At 38.7% G+C, this 19,103-nt stretch carries 18 protein-coding genes; 10 read left to right on the top strand and 8 right to left on the bottom strand.

Annotation, left to right across the window (positions count from 1 at the left end; translation table 11 throughout):
- Nucleotides 1–233: 233 nt before the first annotated feature.
- Entirely contained in the window at nt 234–1,100 is an 867-nt protein-coding gene (locus PR725_RS08335) for a DUF817 domain-containing protein (protein ID WP_042851575.1), read from the top strand.
- A gap of 58 nt (nt 1,101–1,158) precedes the next feature.
- On the opposite strand, the gene sapF is transcribed toward PR725_RS08335, so the two are convergent.
- The 7 genes from sapF to pspF form a co-directional block, all read right to left on the bottom strand.
- Nucleotides 1,159–1,962: a putrescine export ABC transporter ATP-binding protein SapF gene (sapF, locus tag PR725_RS08330; protein WP_004910462.1), complete on the bottom strand. Its 804-nt coding sequence runs from the start codon at nt 1,960–1,962 to the stop codon at nt 1,159–1,161.
- Entirely contained in the window at nt 1,963–2,958 is a 996-nt protein-coding gene (gene sapD / locus PR725_RS08325) for a putrescine export ABC transporter ATP-binding protein SapD (protein ID WP_004910464.1), read from the bottom strand.
- Nucleotides 2,958–3,848: a putrescine export ABC transporter permease SapC gene (gene sapC / locus PR725_RS08320; protein WP_004910466.1), complete on the bottom strand. Its 891-nt coding sequence runs from the start codon at nt 3,846–3,848 to the stop codon at nt 2,958–2,960. The genes sapD and sapC overlap by 1 nt, the downstream gene beginning before the upstream one ends.
- A complete protein-coding gene (sapB, locus tag PR725_RS08315) occupies nt 3,835–4,800 on the bottom strand; it encodes a putrescine export ABC transporter permease SapB (protein WP_004910469.1) in 966 nt (321 codons plus the stop codon). The genes sapC and sapB overlap by 14 nt, the downstream gene beginning before the upstream one ends.
- A complete protein-coding gene (sapA, locus tag PR725_RS08310; protein WP_272517359.1) occupies nt 4,797–6,482 on the bottom strand; it encodes an ABC transporter substrate-binding protein SapA in 1,686 nt (561 codons plus the stop codon). Before sapA ends, sapB begins: the two co-directional genes overlap by 4 nt.
- Before the next feature lie 360 nt (nt 6,483–6,842).
- Nucleotides 6,843–7,448 carry a hypothetical protein gene (locus tag PR725_RS08305; protein WP_004910472.1) on the bottom strand — a complete coding sequence of 202 codons (606 nt, stop codon included), beginning with the start codon at nt 7,446–7,448 and terminating at the stop codon, nt 6,843–6,845.
- A 494-nt stretch (nt 7,449–7,942) separates the two neighbouring features.
- Nucleotides 7,943–8,959 carry a phage shock protein operon transcriptional activator gene (gene pspF / locus PR725_RS08300; RefSeq protein WP_164528912.1) on the bottom strand — a complete coding sequence of 339 codons (1,017 nt, stop codon included), beginning with the start codon at nt 8,957–8,959 and terminating at the stop codon, nt 7,943–7,945.
- Between the two features lie 270 nt (nt 8,960–9,229).
- Between pspF and pspA the strand changes: the two genes are divergently transcribed.
- From pspA to PR725_RS08260, 8 genes are all read left to right on the top strand, one after another.
- Complete coding sequence (gene pspA / locus PR725_RS08295) at nt 9,230–9,895, top strand: phage shock protein PspA (protein WP_004263893.1); 666 nt, start codon at nt 9,230–9,232, stop codon at nt 9,893–9,895.
- 80 nt (nt 9,896–9,975) lie between these two features.
- Entirely contained in the window at nt 9,976–10,206 is a 231-nt protein-coding gene (pspB, locus tag PR725_RS08290; protein WP_272568497.1) for an envelope stress response membrane protein PspB, read from the top strand.
- The gene (pspC, locus tag PR725_RS08285) at nt 10,206–10,562 is read left to right on the top strand and encodes an envelope stress response membrane protein PspC (protein ID WP_109911274.1); all 357 of its coding nucleotides are present in this window, start codon (nt 10,206–10,208) and stop codon (nt 10,560–10,562) included. The genes pspB and pspC overlap by 1 nt, the downstream gene beginning before the upstream one ends.
- An 82-nt stretch (nt 10,563–10,644) precedes the next feature.
- On the top strand, nt 10,645–10,824 hold the full coding sequence (locus tag PR725_RS08280; protein WP_109911275.1) for a hypothetical protein: 180 nt from the start codon (nt 10,645–10,647) through the stop codon (nt 10,822–10,824).
- Nucleotides 10,825–10,906: 82 nt separating this feature from the next.
- Nucleotides 10,907–12,304: a YcjX family protein gene (locus PR725_RS08275; RefSeq protein ID WP_109911276.1), complete on the top strand. Its 1,398-nt coding sequence runs from the start codon at nt 10,907–10,909 to the stop codon at nt 12,302–12,304.
- Entirely contained in the window at nt 12,301–13,356 is a 1,056-nt protein-coding gene (locus tag PR725_RS08270; RefSeq protein WP_109911277.1) for a YcjF family protein, read from the top strand. Before PR725_RS08275 ends, PR725_RS08270 begins: the two co-directional genes overlap by 4 nt.
- A gap of 239 nt (nt 13,357–13,595) precedes the next feature.
- Nucleotides 13,596–15,155, top strand: a complete 1,560-nt coding sequence (tyrR, locus tag PR725_RS08265; RefSeq protein ID WP_004910482.1) for a transcriptional regulator TyrR — start codon at nt 13,596–13,598, stop codon at nt 15,153–15,155.
- A gap of 322 nt (nt 15,156–15,477) precedes the next feature.
- Entirely contained in the window at nt 15,478–15,852 is a 375-nt protein-coding gene (locus PR725_RS08260; protein ID WP_042851578.1) for a hypothetical protein, read from the top strand.
- A gap of 78 nt (nt 15,853–15,930) precedes the next feature.
- Here the strand turns inward: PR725_RS08260 and tpx are convergent, their stop codons facing one another.
- On the bottom strand, nt 15,931–16,434 hold the full coding sequence (gene tpx / locus PR725_RS08255; protein WP_004910486.1) for a thiol peroxidase: 504 nt from the start codon (nt 16,432–16,434) through the stop codon (nt 15,931–15,933).
- 704 nt (nt 16,435–17,138) lie between these two features.
- Here tpx and PR725_RS08250 point away from each other — a divergent pair.
- Nucleotides 17,139–18,761, top strand: a complete 1,623-nt coding sequence (locus tag PR725_RS08250; protein WP_248445257.1) for a peptide ABC transporter substrate-binding protein — start codon at nt 17,139–17,141, stop codon at nt 18,759–18,761.
- The last annotated feature ends 342 nt before the right edge of the window (nt 18,762–19,103 follow it).

The following is a 19,103-nucleotide window of genomic DNA, read 5'->3' as shown; positions in this document are numbered from 1 at the left end:
TTTTGTTAACGAATTGCCATCAGGTGCGAGTTAAAAAATAAAACCTAAAATCGGATGGAAAGTATCGTTAATATTAATAGGTAGTGTAAACCCAGCGCTTAAAACTATAAAAAATAAAAATGCATAAATCTAAGATAGTTACCTTATGTAGGGGATAACTATTTTGTTAAACTCCTCGCCTTGTCTTATGAAAAAAAACATACAAAATAATAAAAAATTAGGTGAGTAAATAAATGACCAGTTTGTGTCAAAAATTGAATGTGTTAGGGAAATTAGACCAAATTTTAATGGCACATCAACCGAATAATAGCCATGGCATTAAACGTTTTCTATTAGAGTTTTGGTTTTTCGGTTTAATTAATGCTCGTTCTTGTTTATTCGCTGGTTTTTTCTTTCTGGCGCTATTTTTGGTACCAGCTAAAGGGCTAATTGGCATCCCTCGCTATGACTTGTTATTGATTTTTGCAGTTGCCTTTCAAGCCTTGTTAGTGTGGTCAAAACTGGAAACCTGGGATGAGTTAAAGGCTATTTGTGTTTTCCATTTAGTTGGTTTTATGATGGAGTTGTTTAAAACGTCAGCAACGATTGGATCATGGCAATATCCAGATGAAGCTTACACTAAGCTTTGGGGAGTTCCTTTATTTACTGGCTTTATGTATGCCGCTGTAGGGAGCTATATCATTCAATCTTGGCGATTTTTTAAAGTAAGAATTGAACACTATCCACCCTATTGGATGGCAACATTAGTTGCATTAGCTATTTATATTAATTTTTTTAGCCATCATTATATTGATGATTATCGCTGGTATTTAGCTGCATTTATTATGGGGTTGTATGCCCGTAGTGTGGTTTTTTATACTCCGCTAGATAAAGAACGAAAAATGCCATTATTGCTCGCATTTATGCTAATTGGCTTTTTTATTTGGTTGGCTGAGAATTTTGGGACATTTTTTGGTGTTTGGCAATATCCAAACCAGATTGGAGCTTGGTCAATGGTACATGCAGGCAAATGGGGAGCATGGTCACTATTGGTGATTGTCACATTTACGATAGTCGTTCACCTTAAACATATTAAGGCTAATGTCACGATATCACGCTAAATAACGAGTTTAGTTCATTGTCTGTGAGTAAAATTCATCACAGACAATGGAAAAGCCATTATAAGTCTTGTCGCCAGGCATCTATTGACAGAGGCTCACCAAAGTGGCTTTCAATTAGTCGTCGGGTAACGTCATGAAGAGGGGCGGCTAAAACTTCTGCTGTATTACCACGTTCGACAACTTCACCTTTATCCATCACAAGCATTTTATCGCTGACGTGTTTCATCATCCCTAAGTGCTGGGTAACATAGATAAATGCAATATCTTGTTTTGCTTGCAAATCTAACATTAAGTTGATGATCTGTGACCGCATGGACATGTCTAACGAAGCTAGTGCTTCATCAGCAATGATAATTTCGGGTTGTAGAATAAGCGCTCTTGCCAGTGCAATACGTTGTTTTTGCCCCGATGCTAACATATGTGGGTAATATTCAGCGTGGTCAGCAAGTAACCCGACTTGGCGAAGCGTTTGAATAATGCGCCTTTCACGTTCTATGCCAGTTAAGTCAGTGTTTAATTTTAAAGGGAGTTCAAGCGTTTGACCAATACGCTGCCTTGGATTTAGGGACGTACTTGGATCTTGAAAAATCATACGAATACGCTGGCAACGGTAGCTATAATCACCAAAATTAAGTGGTTGTCCGTGTATAAAAATATCGCCGCTGGTGGGTTCTACAACGCCGGATAACATTCGCGCAAGAGTTGATTTTCCTGAGCCATTGGCACCAATAATGGCTAATGTTTGGCCTGCCTGTAAGTTAAAGCTAACAGGCTTAACAGCTTGCAATTCGTGCCGATGAAATAGGCCCTCACGAAAACGGAAAGTTTTGGTGAGATTACGGACTTCAAGTAAGGTTTCCATTTAAGATTGTTCCTCGGTGTTTAGCGGATAATGGCAAGCAACGAGGTGGCCTTTAATATTGCGCAGTTGAGGTGCATTGATGCAAGTACGTTGTGCATAAGGGCAACGGGGGCCAAGACGGCAACCAATCGGCAAATGTTCAAGAGAAGGAATTGCACCGGGTAACGTATTTAACCGCCCTTTATGGGGAAGAGGGCTTTCAAAATCTGGGATTGAACGGATTAACGCTTGGGTATAAGGGTGGCGTGGTCGCTGTAGGATATCTTCTGGTGTTGCGCTCTCAACCGTTTGCCCACAATAGAGTACGTTGATGCGGTCAACAAGTTTTGACATCATTTCCATATCATGGCTAATGAGCAAAATTCCCATATTATTGTTTTGGTTTAATTTATCCAGTAAACGGAAAATTTGTGCTTGAGTGGTAGACTCCATCGCATTGGTGGGTTCGTCGGCGATTAATAACCGTGGTTGGTTAGCTATCGCAATCGCTATCATGACTTTTTGACATTCACCATCGGTGAGTTCATAAGGGTAACTGCGCATGATATCTTTATGATCTTTTATCCCCACACGGTGTAACAGTTCTATTGCACGGCGTTTACGCCAATTAAAACGTTGCCACCAGCGGCCTTTATATGTCCATCCAGGAATCGATTGGATAAGCTGTTTGCCTATATCAGCGGCTGGATCGAGACAAGATTGTGGTTCTTGAAATATCATGGAGATATTATGACCAATTAACTTACGACGTTTACGTGGGCTGAGTTTTAGTAAGTCAATGTCTTGAAAGCGAAAACGGTCGGCTTTCACACGAATGTTGTCTTTCGTTACGCCACAGATAGCTTTTGCAATAAGGCTTTTACCGGAACCTGATTCGCCGACTAAACCTCGAATTTCCCCTTCAGATAATGTCATTGATACGCGATCAACAGCTTTGACTGGGCCATTGGCAGTCATAAATTCGATAGTTAAATTGCGGATGTCTAGTAGTGGCATTATTCAACTCCCGCATTGATGGCACGGTGTAGCCCATCACCTAAAAGGTTAACAAAAAGCACGCTTATCATGATAGCAACACCGGGTAAGATAACCGTCCAGGGAGCAACGTAGATAAGCTCTAAAGTATCTCCTAGCATGGCACCCCATTCAGAAGATGGAAGTTGTGCACCTAAATCAAGAAAACCTAAAGCGGCAATATCTAAAATGGCAATTGAAAGTGCCCGAGTTAGTTCAGTGACGAGAATAGGAGTAATGTTTGGCAGTACGGTATACCATAAAATAAAAATGTTTGAAGCGCCATCTAGGCGTGCGGCAACGATGTATTCTTTATCTAACTCATCATGTACAGCAACATAGATGGTTCTTACCATTCGCGGAATTAATGCAAGGCAAATAGCGAGCATCGCATTTTCTAAACTAGCTCCCATAAAAGCGACGACAATAATAGCGAGTAATAAGGATGGAATTGATAGCAAGGTATCGAGTATATGGTTAAAAACTGCAGATTTTAACCCGCGAGTCATTCCCGCTAGGCAGCCGAGAACTAATCCAATTAGTGTTGCAATCAGTGTGACTAAAATAGCTGCACCAAACGTTGATTTAGTGCCAATTAATAGCCGACTCAGAATATCGCGGCCAAGGTCGTCAGTCCCAAAGAAGAAGGCAACATCACCATAATGTGACCAAGACGGTGGTGTTAATTGGTAACCTAAAAATTGTTGGTCTAGTGCATAAGGTGCTAGATAAGAGCCAACAAAGCATAAAATTAATAAAACTAGCACACCAAAAAATCCCACCATAGAAACTACATCTGATGAGAAGATATTCCATACCACTCGTGTTGGGGATGGCATTTTTTGTTCACGATAAAAATTATCTGAGGACATACCAATCCTTATGTTTTAATGGGTCCATCATGGCGCCTAAAATATCAGACAACACATTTACAGTAATCACTAGTGCGCCAATTAGCATCACGCCAGCGGATATTGCGGAGTAATCTTCTTGGCGGATAGCAGTAACTAACCAACGGCCAAGCCCTGGCCAGTTAAAAACGAGTTCAGTTACCATGGTCAGTGTCAGCATAGTAGAAAACTGTAGCCCAAGCTTAGGAATAATGGGGGGGATAGCATTATGAAAAATATGGCGGCGGATGATTTTAATTCGTGACAACCCTCGAATAGCGGCTGCTTTGATATAATTTTCACTGGCGACTTCTTCGGTGCTATTACGTACCAACCGAATAACCTCGGTTGTTGGTGCGAGTGCCAAAGTCAGAACCGGTAACACCATGTGTTCAAGTACATTGATGATCATATCTTTACGATAGGGTGAATCCGAAAGCCATGCATCTACCAAGGCAAAGCCAGTTACTGTTTTTAAATTGTATAATAGGTCAATTCGACCCGATACAGGTAGCCACCCTAAATGTAATGAGAAAAAGAGGGTTAAAACGAGTGCGAGTACAAATACAGGGACAGAAAATCCTAATAAAGCAAAAACACTGATAGCAATATCCGCTGGTTTATTACGCCAAAAAGCAGCGATAATCCCAAGTGGAATACCTGTCGTTAAAGCAAAAATAAACGCTAAAATGCATAACTCCATGGTGGCAGGGAATGTGTCTTTTAATTGTTCGGTGATGGGTTCCCCGTTAATACTTGAAACGCCAAAATCAAAATGAAGTAAGCCTTCAAAATAAAAAATATAGGCATCGATAAGTGATGCGCCACTCAGTGGTGCATTAGGCGTAAAATAGCTTAAGCTAAAGCTGACTAGTGATAGAAAGAATACCGTGACTAATAAAAGCAAAAAACGACGCAGTGAATAAATTATCATGGTTGCTGCCTCTGTTTTTTCGGAGAAACTTTTTCAGCCTGTTCCATTTCCCGATACACACCGGCAAATGAGGTATTACCAAACGCACTGATCATTAGCCCTTTTATATCATAGCGATAGGCCTGTAAACGTAAAGAGTAGGCAAGGGGTAAGACAGGTAAATCTTCCCCTAAAATTTGTTGTGCCTGATGGTAATAATCTATACGTGCGGCTAATTGCTGTGTCAATAGTGCCTTATGTAAGATTTCATCAAAAGCGGGGTTACACCAATGGCTTAAATTGGTTTGGGAACCAATCGCCGCACAGCTTAGTAGCGGGCGGAAAAAACTGTCAGGGTCATTACTGTCAGTTGTCCAACCTGCTAATGTCATATCATGGGTTCTATCCATTAATTGGTTTTCTTGGAAGCGGCCTTCAACAGAACGGATATTCATAACAATACCAACCTGTGCCAAGTCTGCTTGGATAAGCTCAGCCATTTTTAGTGGGCTAGGGTTATATGATTGCGAAGCGATCGGCACCCATAAATCCAGTTTTAGATTTTCTAACCCCATCTCTTTGAGCATTTTTTTGGAACGTTCGGGGTTATAGTCAGTGATCTTTGCTTGATTATCATAAGCCCATGAGGCTCTAGGTAAAATAGATGCAGCTGTTTCTGCTGTACCGTAATAAATTGATTGCATTAGACGTTCATTATTAATTGCATAAGCAATTGCTTGACGTACTTTTAGTTTATCTAATGGTGGTTTACTGGTATTAAATGCGAGATAGGCAATATTCATCCCAGAACGCATAGAAATCCGCAAACGTTGGTCATCTCGTAATACTTTTAATTGGCTTGCTGCAGGGTAGGCTAAAACATCACATTCCCCGGTGAGTAATTTCGAAATGCGACCAGTTCCTCCGGCCCCCATATCAACAACCACTTCTTCCATACGCGGTAAACCCTTCCAGTAATTGTCATTTCTGAGAAGTCTAACGAATTGCCCGGCTTGGTAGTCATCTAAATGAAATGGCCCCGTACCCACAGGTCGCCAATCAATTAGCTCTTGGCGATTGATACTTGAAAGGTAATCAGCGTACTCGGATGAAAGGACAGGAGCATAGTGTGTTGCTAGGTGCCATAAAAAAGACGCATCAGGTGAATTTAAGCGGAACTCCACCGTATGGTTATTAATTTTACGTATACTTTGGACACTATTGGCAAATTGTAAACTATCGAAATAAGGGTAACGTCCCCCATTGATATAATGATAAGGATGGTTTACCTCAAACATGCGAGAAAAGCTAAACACGACATCATCAGCATTCATATTGCGCGTTGGTGTATACCAAGCTGTGTTTTGAAACTTTACATCTTTACGCAGGTATAAGCGGTAGGTTGCGCCGTTATCGAGAACTTCCCAGCTAGCAGCCAGTTCTGGAACCAAACGATAGGTAAATGGATCAACATCTAATAGGCGATCATAAATTTGAGCACCGAGAGGGTCGACAATTAACCCGCTACTGACTAGTTGTGGATTAAATGTCGTTACGATCCCATTTACACAGTAAATAAAACCTTTTTGGCGTATATCTGCAGGAACCTCGTTAGCCACAATATCGGTAAAGCGCTCTTGGTTATTAAGCGCTTGTGCAGACACAGAAATGAGAAATAAAAACCAAAGAGTTAATAGGCGCATACCACTGACATCGTTAACTAGAATTGACCTATTGTAGCCTAAAAATGGGGGGACAGGGTATAAGCAAAATTTAGCCCAAAAAAGCATGAAAATTAAGCTAAAAAGGAAGTTATTAATATAATGCTTAACTTAAATTATTAAATTAATCATTGAAGTATGTCTTAATGAGAAAATATCTCATTAAAAAGCTTTACAAATGACACTGATAACGATTATCATTCGTTTTGTCACTTAAGCCAAGTGCTTATGTAGACAAGGCATGACATTGCTCACATTGCTTCCAGTGTTTTATTTAATAGCCAGCTTGGGTGCTGGCTTTTTTTTTGTATCAACAAGCTCGTTTAGCTTCATTTCTCGTTATTACTCTAAACCCACATAGTGTAGGTCTTCATCGGTCACTTTACCTTGGAGTGTACATAAGAAACGAACCACTCCTCTTTGTTCATCCTTTTCAATAATCAGCATTTTTTCAGCTGCATTTGGGGCCAAGTTATAGTCTTGCGTTGCGTATTCGTTAAACACCCATTGGCCTTGCAAATTGTGGCGGATCATGGGTGAGTAGATATAAGTATTTCCCACCTTTAGAATAGCAATTCTTGATGAAGTATAACGGATAACCTCTTCAAAGCTTTGAGTGGTTTCAAATCCCCAAAAATAGTATTGGCCACGTAAGCCTAAATAGGTGAAGTCATCATATTTATCGAAATTACTATGACTAACAAAAAAACGATTAAAAGTCACAATTCCGGTAGGTGAAAAATTGAGATTAACAGAAACTTGTTCACCATCATCTAATTTCATGTTTTTCAATGCATTAGATGCATCATTTAAAGCGGGATACTCTTTCATTTTCTCGAAAAAAGTCGCATCACAGTAAGAGAATGTTCTCATTAATGATTCTGCGCTGACTGTAGGAGATAAGCCGAGAAGAAAAAAGGTCATAGCAAGTATATTTATATTCTTCATGATAGGCTCCTCATATAATAAATATCATATTAATAGAGATATCATATAAATATATTTCGCACAGTAGTTAAATATGACAAGGTGTAAAAATAATTTAATTGGTTGACATTAACATGATTAAAATAAACATAGTTATGATTATATAATTAACTAAATGTGCTAAAATAAATCATTATTTATGCATGCTAATTAGTATAAGTTACTAGATATAATTATTTTTATTTAAATTCTGTATGTTTTTGGAAAAGGTGATATTGTCTTACTTGTTGTTTTTGCTTATAAATTTATTTATCTTGAATATTTTTGTTTTGATTTCCCCTATTGAAAATATGTTTTTTTTAGTGAGATGAATAAATGATTTTTGAAACCAAAATATAAAATTGGAAATGTTTAGTAATAAGTAATAACCCAAATTCTTTAATCCTGAATTTTTGATGTTTAAGTATAATACAGTAGTTCAAACAATAAATTCAAATTATTTGAACTACGTATTATTAATTCTCAATGTTTATTTGATGTTTTTTTATTAAGCCTCGTAGTTGGTCATAACTTAATGATAACCGTTGTGCAGCTTTACGTTGATTAAAATGACTATCTGTTAGTGCTTGTTCTAATAGCGCTTTTTCGGATTGTTGTTGCCATTGACGTAAATCACATGGTAATGAAGGCAAAATTGTATTCTGTTGTTGGGTATGTGGCATGGGGAGTGAACTTGGTGATTCATGTAGCTCAGCAAGTTTTTCGCCAAATGGGTCAAAAATAATATTATCAACGGGATCAGCACAGTTTCCATGGCGGTATATTGAGCGCTCAATAACATTTTTTAATTCGCGTACATTACCTGGCCATGGGTAGTGTTGCAGAGCTTGTTGGGCATGTAATGTAAAACCTGTAAAGTGTGAACGTTTTAATTCACCACACATTAAAATGGCAAAATGTTCTGCTAATAATAAGATATCAGGCTGCCGTTCACGCAGTGGGGGGAGGCGAATAACATCAAAAGCCAGCCTATCTAAGAGGTCAGCTCGAAAACGGCCCTGTTTGGCAAGTTCAGGTAAATTGGCATTTGTAGCACAGATTAAACGAACATCGACGTGTAATGCTTGGCTTCCACCGACTCGTTCAAGTTCACCATATTCAATGACTCGCAGCAATTTTTCTTGAACGGACATCGGTGCGGTAGCGAGCTCGTCAAGAAAAAGAGAGCCTTTGTCTGCTCGTTCAAAACGCCCTTGATGGCGTTTTTGGGCACCTGTAAAAGAACCGGCTTCATGTCCAAATAATTCAGAATCCAGTAAATTCTCATTGAGTCCACTGCAATTGAGAGAGATAAAAGCTTCTTGCCAGCGTGGGGAGAGGTAATGAAGTCTATCTGCAATAAGTTCTTTACCCGTACCGCGTTCGCCGATAACCAAAACAGGTTTATTGAGCTGAGCAAGTTCAGAAGCTTGTTCGAGTACATCGAGAAAATTACTTGAAACGCCAAGAATAGGTTCGTTGGTTTCTTTCATGGTTTTTTTTACCAATAGTTGGTTGGAAATACCGATGCTTTAACTATAAACTAAAATGAATTTTAGAGAAAGTTTATAATTATTTTATTTAAAATCATTGTGATATGAATTTTTGTTTAAAGTTGGCACGTGAGTTGCAATATGTGAATTGTAATAGCTAAATACAACATGCTATTTGTTGTTTGACTAACGGAGCGTCAGGTATGGGTTGGAAGCCAAATCAGGTCGAGGCGCTACAGAATGATTAAATCCATCAAGGGGATATAAATAATGGGTATTTTTTCACGTTTTGCCGATATCATTAATGCAAACATCGCTTCTTTGTTAGACAAAGCAGAAGATCCGCAAAAAATGATCCGTCTGATGATTCAAGAAATGGAAGACATGCTAGTTGAAATCCGTTCTACATCAGCACGCACTTTAGCTGAAAAGAAAGGCTTAGAGCGCCGTATTGAAATGGGCGAAAAACAAGTTGCTGATTGGCAAGAAAAAGCAGAATTAGCACTGGTGAAAGATAAAGAAGATTTAGCGCGTGCAGCACTGATTGAAAAGCAAAAAGTGAGTGCAATGGTTGATACCTTAAAACACGAGCTGATTATTGTTGATGAAACCTTGACCCGTTTAAAAGGTGAAATCACTGAATTAGAAAACAAACTGCAAGAAACGCGTGCGAAACAGCAATCAATGGTTGTTCGTATGGAAGCAGCACAATCTAGTCGTAATGTTCGTCGCCAACTGGATAGCGGCAAACTGGATGAAGCAATGGCTCGTTTTGAACAGTTTGAGCGCCGTATAGACCATATGGAAGGTGAAGCTCAAAGTTATGGTATTGGTAAACAAAAATCACTGGATCAACAGTTTGCAGAGTTAAAAGCAGACGATGAAATAAGCGCGCAATTAGCGGCGCTTAAAGCTAAAATCAATAAAGATCAGTAACAGTTATTTTGATGCACTGGTACGTTAGCAATATCGTATCAGTGCCATAGATAGGTTAACCATATGTATAAGGATATGTGATGGGCTACGTTTTTCTGTCTCTCGTATTAATTATTTTTCTCATTTTTATTCTGCCTATTTGGCTGTGGCTACATTACAGCAAAAAAAATAATGGGCAGAGGAGTCAGCTAACTGAAAATGAAGTACAACGTTTGATGCAATTAGCAGAGCAAGCATCACAGATGCAGCAACGCATTAAAACGCTTGAAGATATTTTGGATGCAGAACACCCAAATTGGAGGCAAAAATAATGACTCAATTTCGCAACCGCAAACTTTATCGTTTAACGGATAGACGTGTGTTCGGTGGTGTGTGTTCGGGTATTGCTGAGTACTTAGAACTTCCGGTTGCTTTGGTCAGAGCATTAGCCGTATTAGCCTTATTTGTAAGCTTTGGTATTACTTTGATTTTGTACATCGTGATGTGCTTTGTTGTCGAAGCGGCACCAAGTGGCTACCGTTCACAGAAAGATATTGGCCCAGAAGTGAGTAGTCTTATTAACCAAATTGATACACAATTAAAATCCGGTGAAATGAAGTTACGCCAGATTGAAAGATACGTTACTTCAGATACTTATACAGTGAACAGTAAATTTCGAAATCTATAGCAAATCGTATCGCCATCACATGATAAGGGATTAGGTTTCAAAACCAAATCCCTTTTGTTTTTTATCAATAAGTGAGTGACATATGGCAAATAACGTTCGTTATCGAATCAAAAAATTTGTAAAGAAACTTATTCTACAAAAAAGTATTCGAATCGCTGCGGTATTACTTATGACATATGGCCCAGCCGGAGTCGTAGGTAAAATCATTAAATTATTGACGAGTAAATGGTTGCTCAATGTACTAATTAAACGGTTAACCTAATACAATTTGTTTTATGCTAAATTATAGTACGCAATATGACGTAAAATGGGTTTAAATTGAAAGGATAAGTCTTGGGAGGAGCATGAAACGACTGCACAGTGAATTAACGGATTTGATGAATAGAAGTGTTGATCGTCATGTTAGGCTCGCAGTAACAGGGCTTAGCCGTAGTGGAAAAACCGCATTTATTACTTCACTGGTGAATCAACTATTGAATGTGAATGCCGGGGCACGGCTGCCTTTATTTTCTGCTGCGCGAGATAAGCGGTTACTAGGTGTTAAACGGATACCTCACCGTGATTTGTCAGTACCACGTTTTGCGTATGATGAAGGTATTGCTTCTCTTTATGGGGAGCCCCCGCAATGGCCAACACCAACAAGGGGAGTCAGTGAAATACGCCTTAAATTACATTACCGCTCAGAAGACTCTTTTTTGCGTCATTTTGTTGATAACTCATCATTATATTTAGAGATTGTCGATTACCCCGGTGAATGGTTGTTGGATTTACCCATGCTAGATTTAAATTATTTAGCGTGGTCTGAACAAATGAATACCTTAATCAAGGGGGAACGCGCACATTTAGCCCAACCTTGGCTGGCATTGTGTGAAAAATGTGACCCTTTAGCGCCAGTTGATGAAAATTTGCTTGCTGAAATTGCCGCTGCCTACACTCAGTATTTAGTGGAATGCAAGGCCCAAGGGCAGCACTTTATTCAACCGGGACGTTTCGTTTTACCCGCTGAATTAGCAGGAGCGCCGGCTCTGCAATTTTTCCCATGGCCGAGTGTGGCCAAATATGGCGACAAAAAGCTCGCACAGACAGGTAAAAACACCAATATTGGCGCGTTACAGCAACGTTATCAATATTATTGTGAGCATGTTGTAAAGGGCTTTTATCGTGATTATTTCCAACGTTTTGACCGACAAATTGTGTTAGTTGATTGCTTACAACCGCTAAATAGTGGTGTTGATGCTTTTAATGATATGAGAATGGCATTAACGCAATTAATGCGTAGTTTTCATTATGGAAAGCGCACACTACTGAGGCGTTTATTTTCACCTTGTATTGATAAATTACTCTTTGCCGCAAGTAAGTCAGATCACGTAACACCAGACCAACATGCAAATTTAGTGGCTTTGTTGCAACAGCTAGTGCAAGAGGCATGGCAGCATGCTGCGTTTGAGGGGATCAGCATGGATTGTGTGGGTCTAGCATCAATACAAGCTACCGAAAGTGGTCTGGTAGACTATAAAGGTGAAAAATTACCTGCGTTAAAAGGGAATCGGCTAAGTGATGGTCAACCGTTAATGTTTTACCCAGGGGAAGTGCCAAAACGCTTGCCGAATGAACAATTCTGGCAAACTCAAGGTTTTCAATTTGAAGATTTCAGACCAAGGCCAACGCCAATGGATCAACCATTGCCACACATTCGTATGGACAGTGCGCTTGAATTTTTGTTGGGAGATAAACTGAAATGAATGAACCCTTAAAACAGCGTTTAGATTTTGCTGAACATAGTGAAAATAAGACGAAAGAATCGCTAAAAAAAGCCCAAGTTTTTGATGAACGTGAACTTGAAAAATTTACACCAGTGTCTTTGGAAACAGAGCAGGACAACCAAGAAGGTGAGGTTGAAAGCCTGATTAACGAAGCGTTAAAACCAAAACGGAGTTTTTGGCGTAAATTAGTTGGCGCGGCTGCGGGAATTTTTGGGGTCAGTGTCGTTGCTCAGCTCGGCGTTTGGATCCACCAATCATGGGTAACACAAGATTGGACTGCGTTAGGTGTCGCTGCCGCGGGTGGTTTAATCGTTGTGGCGGGTGTTGGGTCTGTTGTTGGCGAATGGCGGCGGTTGTATCGCCTGAGAGAACGTGCGGAGGAACGGGACTTTGCTCGCGAATTATTGCACAGTCATGGTATGGGGCAAGGAAAGGCTTTTTGTGAAAAACTGGCTAAACAATCTGCGTTATCGATGCAACATCCTGCAATTGCTAATTGGCAAGCCACTCTTCATGACTCTCATAATGATAGGGAAGTTGTTGAATTGTATAGTCGAATGGTTCAGCCTATCCTTGATGAACAAGCTCGTAAAGAAATTAGTCGTTGTTCCGCAGAATCGGCCATCATGATTGCGGTGAGCCCGCTAGCACTGGTGGATATGGCATTTATTGCTTGGCGAAATATTCGTCTAATTAATCGGATCGCGGCAATCTATGGTATTGAACTCGGTTACTATAGCCGAATTCGGCTATTTCGCATGGTGCTCATTAATATTGCCTTTGCGGGAGCGTCTGAATTAATTCGTGAAGTGGGGATGGATTGGCTATCTCAAGACATTACCGCACGGTTATCAACACGAGCAGCACAAGGTATTGGAGCAGGCTTGTTAACTGCGCGTTTAGGTATTAAGGCGATGGAATTATGTCGACCACTACCTTGGATAGAAAACAAGCCACGTTTAGCCGATTTTCGCCATCAGTTAATTGGCCAGTTAAAAAATGTCATTCCCAGCAAAAAAGAAAAAGCGTAAAACAATCGCATTGGCAGGGTGAGTTGACAGTTTTTGCTCACTCTGCAGCATCATTTATTGATTAATGTGTTTATTCTTATTTCAAGCCTTAAAAAATAAAGGAAAACCGTGATTTTATTTGTTGATGATTATAAAGCTTACAAGCTGTCAACAATTTGTGACACAAACACTGTATTCCCTTAATGTTTAAGGCTAAAATACCTTTATTCTCTCGGCTTTTTTGATGAAGGTTCTTACCTATGCGCCTCGAAGTGACCTGCCAAGACCGTATCGGTTTAACGCGTGAATTACTTGACCTTTTAGTTCTACAAAATATTGATTTAAAAGGTATTGAAATCTCTCCTCAACGTAGGATTTACCTCAACTTTACACCTGTAGATTTTCAGGTATTCAGCACATTGATGGCAGAAATACGCCGTATTAATGGTGTTATTGATGTTCGCCGAATTTATTTTATGCCTTCAGAAAGAGAACATAAAGCCGTTTGGGCGCTCTTAAACTCATTTCCAGAACCTGTTTTATCCATCGACAACAAGCTAAATATCGAGTTGATTAACCCAATGACATTGCAGTTATTTGGTTATGATGAGGCTAAAATTCGAGAAAAAACCTTTTCACAGTTAGTTGGTAGTCAAGGGCTAGTACGTTGGTTTGAACGGGAGTCACCAGAGGCGTACACCGAGAAAGTTGTCATTAAAGGCCAAGACTATTTGATGCAAGTAACACCTATTATTTTGGCTGATGAAAATGGTAAATCCCATTGTACTGGTGCGGTATTACTGTTGAAATCGGCTGCAATTTTAGATAAGCAACGCCAACAAGTTATTGAGGTAGATGGCAGCGGTTTTGAACAAATTATTGCTGTTAGCCCTGTCATGGCAAATGTGGTTGAACGAGCCAAACGTATTGCTATGCTGGATGAGCCATTATTACTTGTCGGTGAAACGGGGACTGGGAAAGATATCTTAGCGAAAGCTTGTCATTTGCATAGTGCGAGAGGAAAAGAACCGTTTTTAGGCTTAAATTGTGCTTCGATGCCGGATGATGTCGTAGAAAGTGAATTATTTGGTTATGCAGCGGGTGCTTATCCAAATGCGGTTGAAGGCAAAAAGGGTTTTTTTGAACAAGCCAATGGCGGAACGGTGTTGCTTGATGAAATTGCTGAAATGTCGCCACAAATGCAAATTAAGTTATTACGTTTTTTAAATGATGGAACATTTAGGCGTGTTGGGGAAGAAAAAGAAGTTAAGGTGAACGTTCGTGTGATTTGTGCAACACAGAAAAATTTACCTGAATTGGTTGCCGAAAAGAAATTCAGAGAGGATCTTTACTATCGTTTGAATGTACTGACATTAACTATTCCTCCATTGCGTGAACGTAAAGAAGATATTCAACCGCTGACCAAAACATTTGTCGCCAGTTTTTCCAAAGAGCTTCATATTGCTGAACCTAAATTGGCACCTTCGTTGATAGAATATTTAAGTAGTTATTATTGGCCGGGTAATGTAAGGCAACTGAGAAATGCTCTTTATCAAGGGTTAACGCAACTTAATGGCAATATATTAGATGCAGATAATATCCAATTACCTGATGTAGTTAATACCCCCGCACTCGCTTTAGATTCACTCAATGGCTCGCTAGATGAAATCACTAAACGTTATGAAGCATCGGTATTAGCACGTTTGTATCGCGATTATCCGAGTACCCGTAAATTAGCTAAACGTTTGGATATTTCTCATACGGCAATTGCCAATAAATTGAGAGAATATGGCCTTAATACGAAAAAAGAGCAAAATTAAATTAAATGTATAAAAGAATAACTTACGTATTCGCAATAATAGGGCTGGTTTTAAGTGGCTCTGGCAAAGCAACAACAATACCGGAAGACGGTTTGAATAAGTATTGCCAATATGTAGTGCGAACAATGGATGAAGTCTATGAAAATGGGGCATTGACTCAATCTTATTTTAAAGACGTATCTTTTTTATCTTGTGTTTGATATGGCAAAACCCTGCTAATACTATTGCTAATTGGTGAATTTTCCTGCTATATAACAAAGACAGCTGCTGTTTTAGGGTATCGTAATCTCATCTGATGGGTTTCAGCCTACAAGGAGTTGCCATGGATCAATTCACTATTAATTTCGTTGTAAATCGTAAGCTACGCGAATACATGAGCCAGAGTCATTATAAAAATGATATGTTTGAGTCTGCCGCCTCAGCCGCCGAACTTTATCTGATGAATAAAGCTGCAGTAAAATATTTAGCGAAGAAAAATCGTTTTACGTGGGAGGCGCTGGTAAAAAATGGCCATAAGCCTCGAGACCTCATTATTGATATTTTGACATCTTGCTGCCCTGTTACCCAGGACCAAGCCTTAAAAGTATTGAGTACGCTCTCTCATACTTTGATTTCTATAATGAGTGACAACAAGTTATTTGCGAATGTTGTTAATGCAAAGAACCACCAACCATTGTATTGGGCTCACGTAGATTAGAGTGGTGTTTATATTATTCAATAAAGCGGGAAATTCCCGCTTTATTGTTAACTACAGTGAACTAAATATGACAAAAGCTTATTTCAAACTATTTAATGCGCTGTCGTAATCAGGTTCTTCAGTTATTTCAGGAACTAATTGGCTATAAATAACGTTATTGTTTTCATCTAGGACAACAACGGAACGAGCGTTCAGGCCTTTTAATGGGCCACTAGCAATATCAACACCATAGTCATTCGCAAACGAGCCGCTACGGAAAGAAGATAGCGTAACAACATTATCTAAACCTTCTGCACCACAAAAACGCGCTTGTGCGAAAGGTAGATCAGCAGAAATGCATAATACAACAGTGTTATCCAAATCGTTTGCGAGCTTATTAAACTTGCGAACTGACGCTGCGCATACGCCAGTGTCGACACTTGGGAAGATATTTAAAACTTTTCGTTTACCTTCATAGGTTTCCAGCGTTGCTTCGCTGAGATCTTTGGTGACTAGGGTAAAAGGTTTAGCTTTTGAGCCCGCTTGTAAAAAGACACCGTTAACTGTGATGTCATTACCTTTTAACTTAACTGTCTGCGACATGAATTTTTCTCCCATTCATAAAGTGAGTCACTGATAACTTAATCTATCTTCTAATAAAAAATCTTTGCGATTAAAGGTTTTTTAATGTGCAGTTACGCAGTGCTGAGTTTTACATTGTACTAATGACCAAATTTTATACGGAAACTTTATCTCTTACCTTGAGTCCTATATGGGGCAAAACAAGATAATTTTACCTACTTTTTATTACAGTATGGTGCATCATCATTATATAACTACTAAGCTTTATCAATGCTTGCGTTTTTTGTTATGCACTTTTTAAACTGACCTATGAAGTGTAACAAAAGGAAATCGATCTGTATTGGTTTCTTGAGTCATTATTTAATTACCTGAAAAATGATAGAGATAGGGTTATGGTTCTATAATATGAGTATTAATTTATGTATATTTGAGTTAGGAAATCAATTAATTACACGAGAAATGTGGATATTTAAAATATGAAAGCATATGATAAATTAAGATAAACTACAGAGTAATTATGACTTGATATTACCTATGATAGATATGGTTTTTTACATCATAAATTTATGTTTTTATTGGTATAGTGGGTTTTTCCAACATTCAAATTACCGAAATGAAACTTAATCAGTAAATGCAGTAACGTTGTTAATAATAGCATCTTCATTTGAAATCATTTAACTAGGCTTTTAGTTACCTTTATTTATATTAACAAGATAGAAAATATAATGCATAAACATTCATTTACATCTTTAGCGATTTTGATTTCTTCAGTTTTTGTTACTACACCAGCTATTAGTGCCGTGATACCTACAGGTACAGTTTTAGCTGAAAACCAAGAAGTTACACGGCATTTAAAAGACGAACCCGCATCTTTGGATCCAGTAAAATCAGTGGGGTTAACAGAAGCACAAGTCATGCGTGACTTATTTGAAGGGCTGGTTAACCAAGATGATCATGGAAAGCCGATCCCTGGAGTAGCTCAACGCTGGGATACGGCTGATAATCGTATTTGGACATTTACACTGAGATCTGACGCACATTGGTCAAACGGTGACCCTGTCACGGCTCAAGATTTTGTTTATAGCTGGCAGCGACTTGTTTCACCTGGAACAATATCACCATTTGCTTGGTTTGCAGCACTAGCAGGCATTAACAATGCGCAAGATATTATTGATGGTAAATTGCCAGTTGAGCAACTAGGTGTTGAAGCGGTTGATACGCACACACTAAAGATTACTCTAAATAAGCCGGTACCTTATTTTCCTTCGTTAACGGCTAACTTTAGTTTATTTCCTGTTCACCAAAAAACCGTTGAAAAGTTTGGTAATGACTGGATAAAAGCCGGAAATTTAGTTGGAAATGGCGCTTTTGTTTTATCAGACAGAGTGGTTAATGAAAAAATTGTTTTGGTACCAAATAAAAATTATTGGGATCATCAAAATACAGTCATCACTAAAGTCACTTTTGTCCCGATTAACCAAGAGTCTCATGCAACTAATCGTTATTTAGCGGGTGATCTAGATATTACCGAATCATTTCCAAAACAACGCTATCAAAAATTGTTAAAAGATATTCCTAATGAAGTCTTTACACCAGACCAATTAGGGACATATTACTATGCTTTTAATACTCAACGTGCACCAACGGATGACGTTCGTGTTAGAAAAGCATTATCCATGGCGATTGACCGCCAATTAATTGCGAATAAGGTATTAGGTACAGGGGAGAAGCCCGCAAATTATTTTACTCCTGATGTCACTGATGGCTTTAAGCCTGAAAAAGGGCTTTATAATAGCTATTCACAAAAAGAGTTAGACCAGCAAGCAAAAGTGTTATTACAACAAGCTGGTTTTGGTCCAAATCACCCATTAGAATTAACGTTATTATACAATAGTTCAGAAAACCATCAAAAAATTGCTATAGCAATTGCTTCTATGTGGAAGAAAAAGCTAGGTGCTGAGGTCAAACTAGTTAATCAAGAATGGAAAACCTATATAGATAGCCGTAATACAGGAAATTTTGATGTTATACGCGCATCATGGATAGGGGATTTTAATGAGCCTTCAACCTTCTTGTCTCTGCTCACTTCTCAGCATAGTGGTAATATACCAAAATTCAACAACCCTATATATGATGAGGTTATCGCATCGGCGAGTATTGAAACAAATGCGCAATTACGCAACCGTTATTATAATAATGCAGAAGCTATCATTGCAAAAGAAGCGCCAATCGCACCTATTTATCAATATACCAATGCACGCCTAATTAAGCCTTGGCTAAAAGGTTACCCGATTAACAACCCTGAAGATGTCGCATATAGCCATAGCTTTTATATTATTAAACATTAAAAAAGATCTCAGCCTGCACATGTTGTGGGCTGTTTTTCTGACAAAAAGAAAAAAGCTCCTTCCTCTGGAGAATGGGAAGGAGGACCAAAAAAAGGAATAAACACTACCTTTTTATAATAAAAAACTCATCGTAAATTTTATTGCTCATTTGTGTCAATTATGTGGTTTTATTTAGCAAAAATGGCGATATTTTGTGATTTATGAGGAATTGTCTGTTTTTATAAGATGTTAATCTCATTCTTTTTTCTTTGTTGTTTTATTCATGTATTGTGGAAGTGATTCTTGAAATAATTGCAAAGAATTATTTATTCGACTACAAATACCGTATTGATTATAAAAGGG

The organism is Providencia sp. PROV255, from assembly GCF_028478065.1.
Lineage (GTDB): Bacteria > Pseudomonadota > Gammaproteobacteria > Enterobacterales > Enterobacteriaceae > Providencia > Providencia rettgeri.
Note: the sequence above shows the minus strand (reverse complement) of the source record. Positions and strands in the feature narration are given on the sequence as shown.

Bases quoted from the DNA above. Each gene is read 5' to 3' on its own strand.
- PR725_RS08335 (WP_042851575.1), top strand. From the start codon at position 234: ATGACCAGTTTGTGTCAAAAATTGAATGTGTTAGGGAAATTAGACCAA.
- sapF (WP_004910462.1), bottom strand. From the start codon at position 1,962: ATGGAAACCTTACTTGAAGTCCGTAATCTCACCAAAACTTTCCGTTTT.
- sapD (WP_004910464.1), bottom strand. From the start codon at position 2,958: ATGCCACTACTAGACATCCGCAATTTAACTATCGAATTTATGACTGCC.
- sapC (WP_004910466.1), bottom strand. From the start codon at position 3,848: ATGTCCTCAGATAATTTTTATCGTGAACAAAAAATGCCATCCCCAACA.
- sapB (WP_004910469.1), bottom strand. From the start codon at position 4,800: ATGATAATTTATTCACTGCGTCGTTTTTTGCTTTTATTAGTCACGGTA.
- sapA (WP_272517359.1), bottom strand. From the start codon at position 6,482: ATGCGCCTATTAACTCTTTGGTTTTTATTTCTCATTTCTGTGTCTGCA.
- PR725_RS08305 (WP_004910472.1), bottom strand. From the start codon at position 7,448: ATGAAGAATATAAATATACTTGCTATGACCTTTTTTCTTCTCGGCTTA.
- pspF (WP_164528912.1), bottom strand. From the start codon at position 8,959: ATGAAAGAAACCAACGAACCTATTCTTGGCGTTTCAAGTAATTTTCTC.
- pspA (WP_004263893.1), top strand. From the start codon at position 9,230: ATGGGTATTTTTTCACGTTTTGCCGATATCATTAATGCAAACATCGCT.
- pspB (WP_272568497.1), top strand. From the start codon at position 9,976: ATGGGCTACGTTTTTCTGTCTCTCGTATTAATTATTTTTCTCATTTTT.
- pspC (WP_109911274.1), top strand. From the start codon at position 10,206: ATGACTCAATTTCGCAACCGCAAACTTTATCGTTTAACGGATAGACGT.
- PR725_RS08280 (WP_109911275.1), top strand. From the start codon at position 10,645: ATGGCAAATAACGTTCGTTATCGAATCAAAAAATTTGTAAAGAAACTT.
- PR725_RS08275 (WP_109911276.1), top strand. From the start codon at position 10,907: ATGAAACGACTGCACAGTGAATTAACGGATTTGATGAATAGAAGTGTT.
- PR725_RS08270 (WP_109911277.1), top strand. From the start codon at position 12,301: ATGAATGAACCCTTAAAACAGCGTTTAGATTTTGCTGAACATAGTGAA.
- tyrR (WP_004910482.1), top strand. From the start codon at position 13,596: ATGCGCCTCGAAGTGACCTGCCAAGACCGTATCGGTTTAACGCGTGAA.
- PR725_RS08260 (WP_042851578.1), top strand. From the start codon at position 15,478: ATGGATCAATTCACTATTAATTTCGTTGTAAATCGTAAGCTACGCGAA.
- tpx (WP_004910486.1), bottom strand. From the start codon at position 16,434: ATGTCGCAGACAGTTAAGTTAAAAGGTAATGACATCACAGTTAACGGT.
- PR725_RS08250 (WP_248445257.1), top strand. From the start codon at position 17,139: ATGCATAAACATTCATTTACATCTTTAGCGATTTTGATTTCTTCAGTT.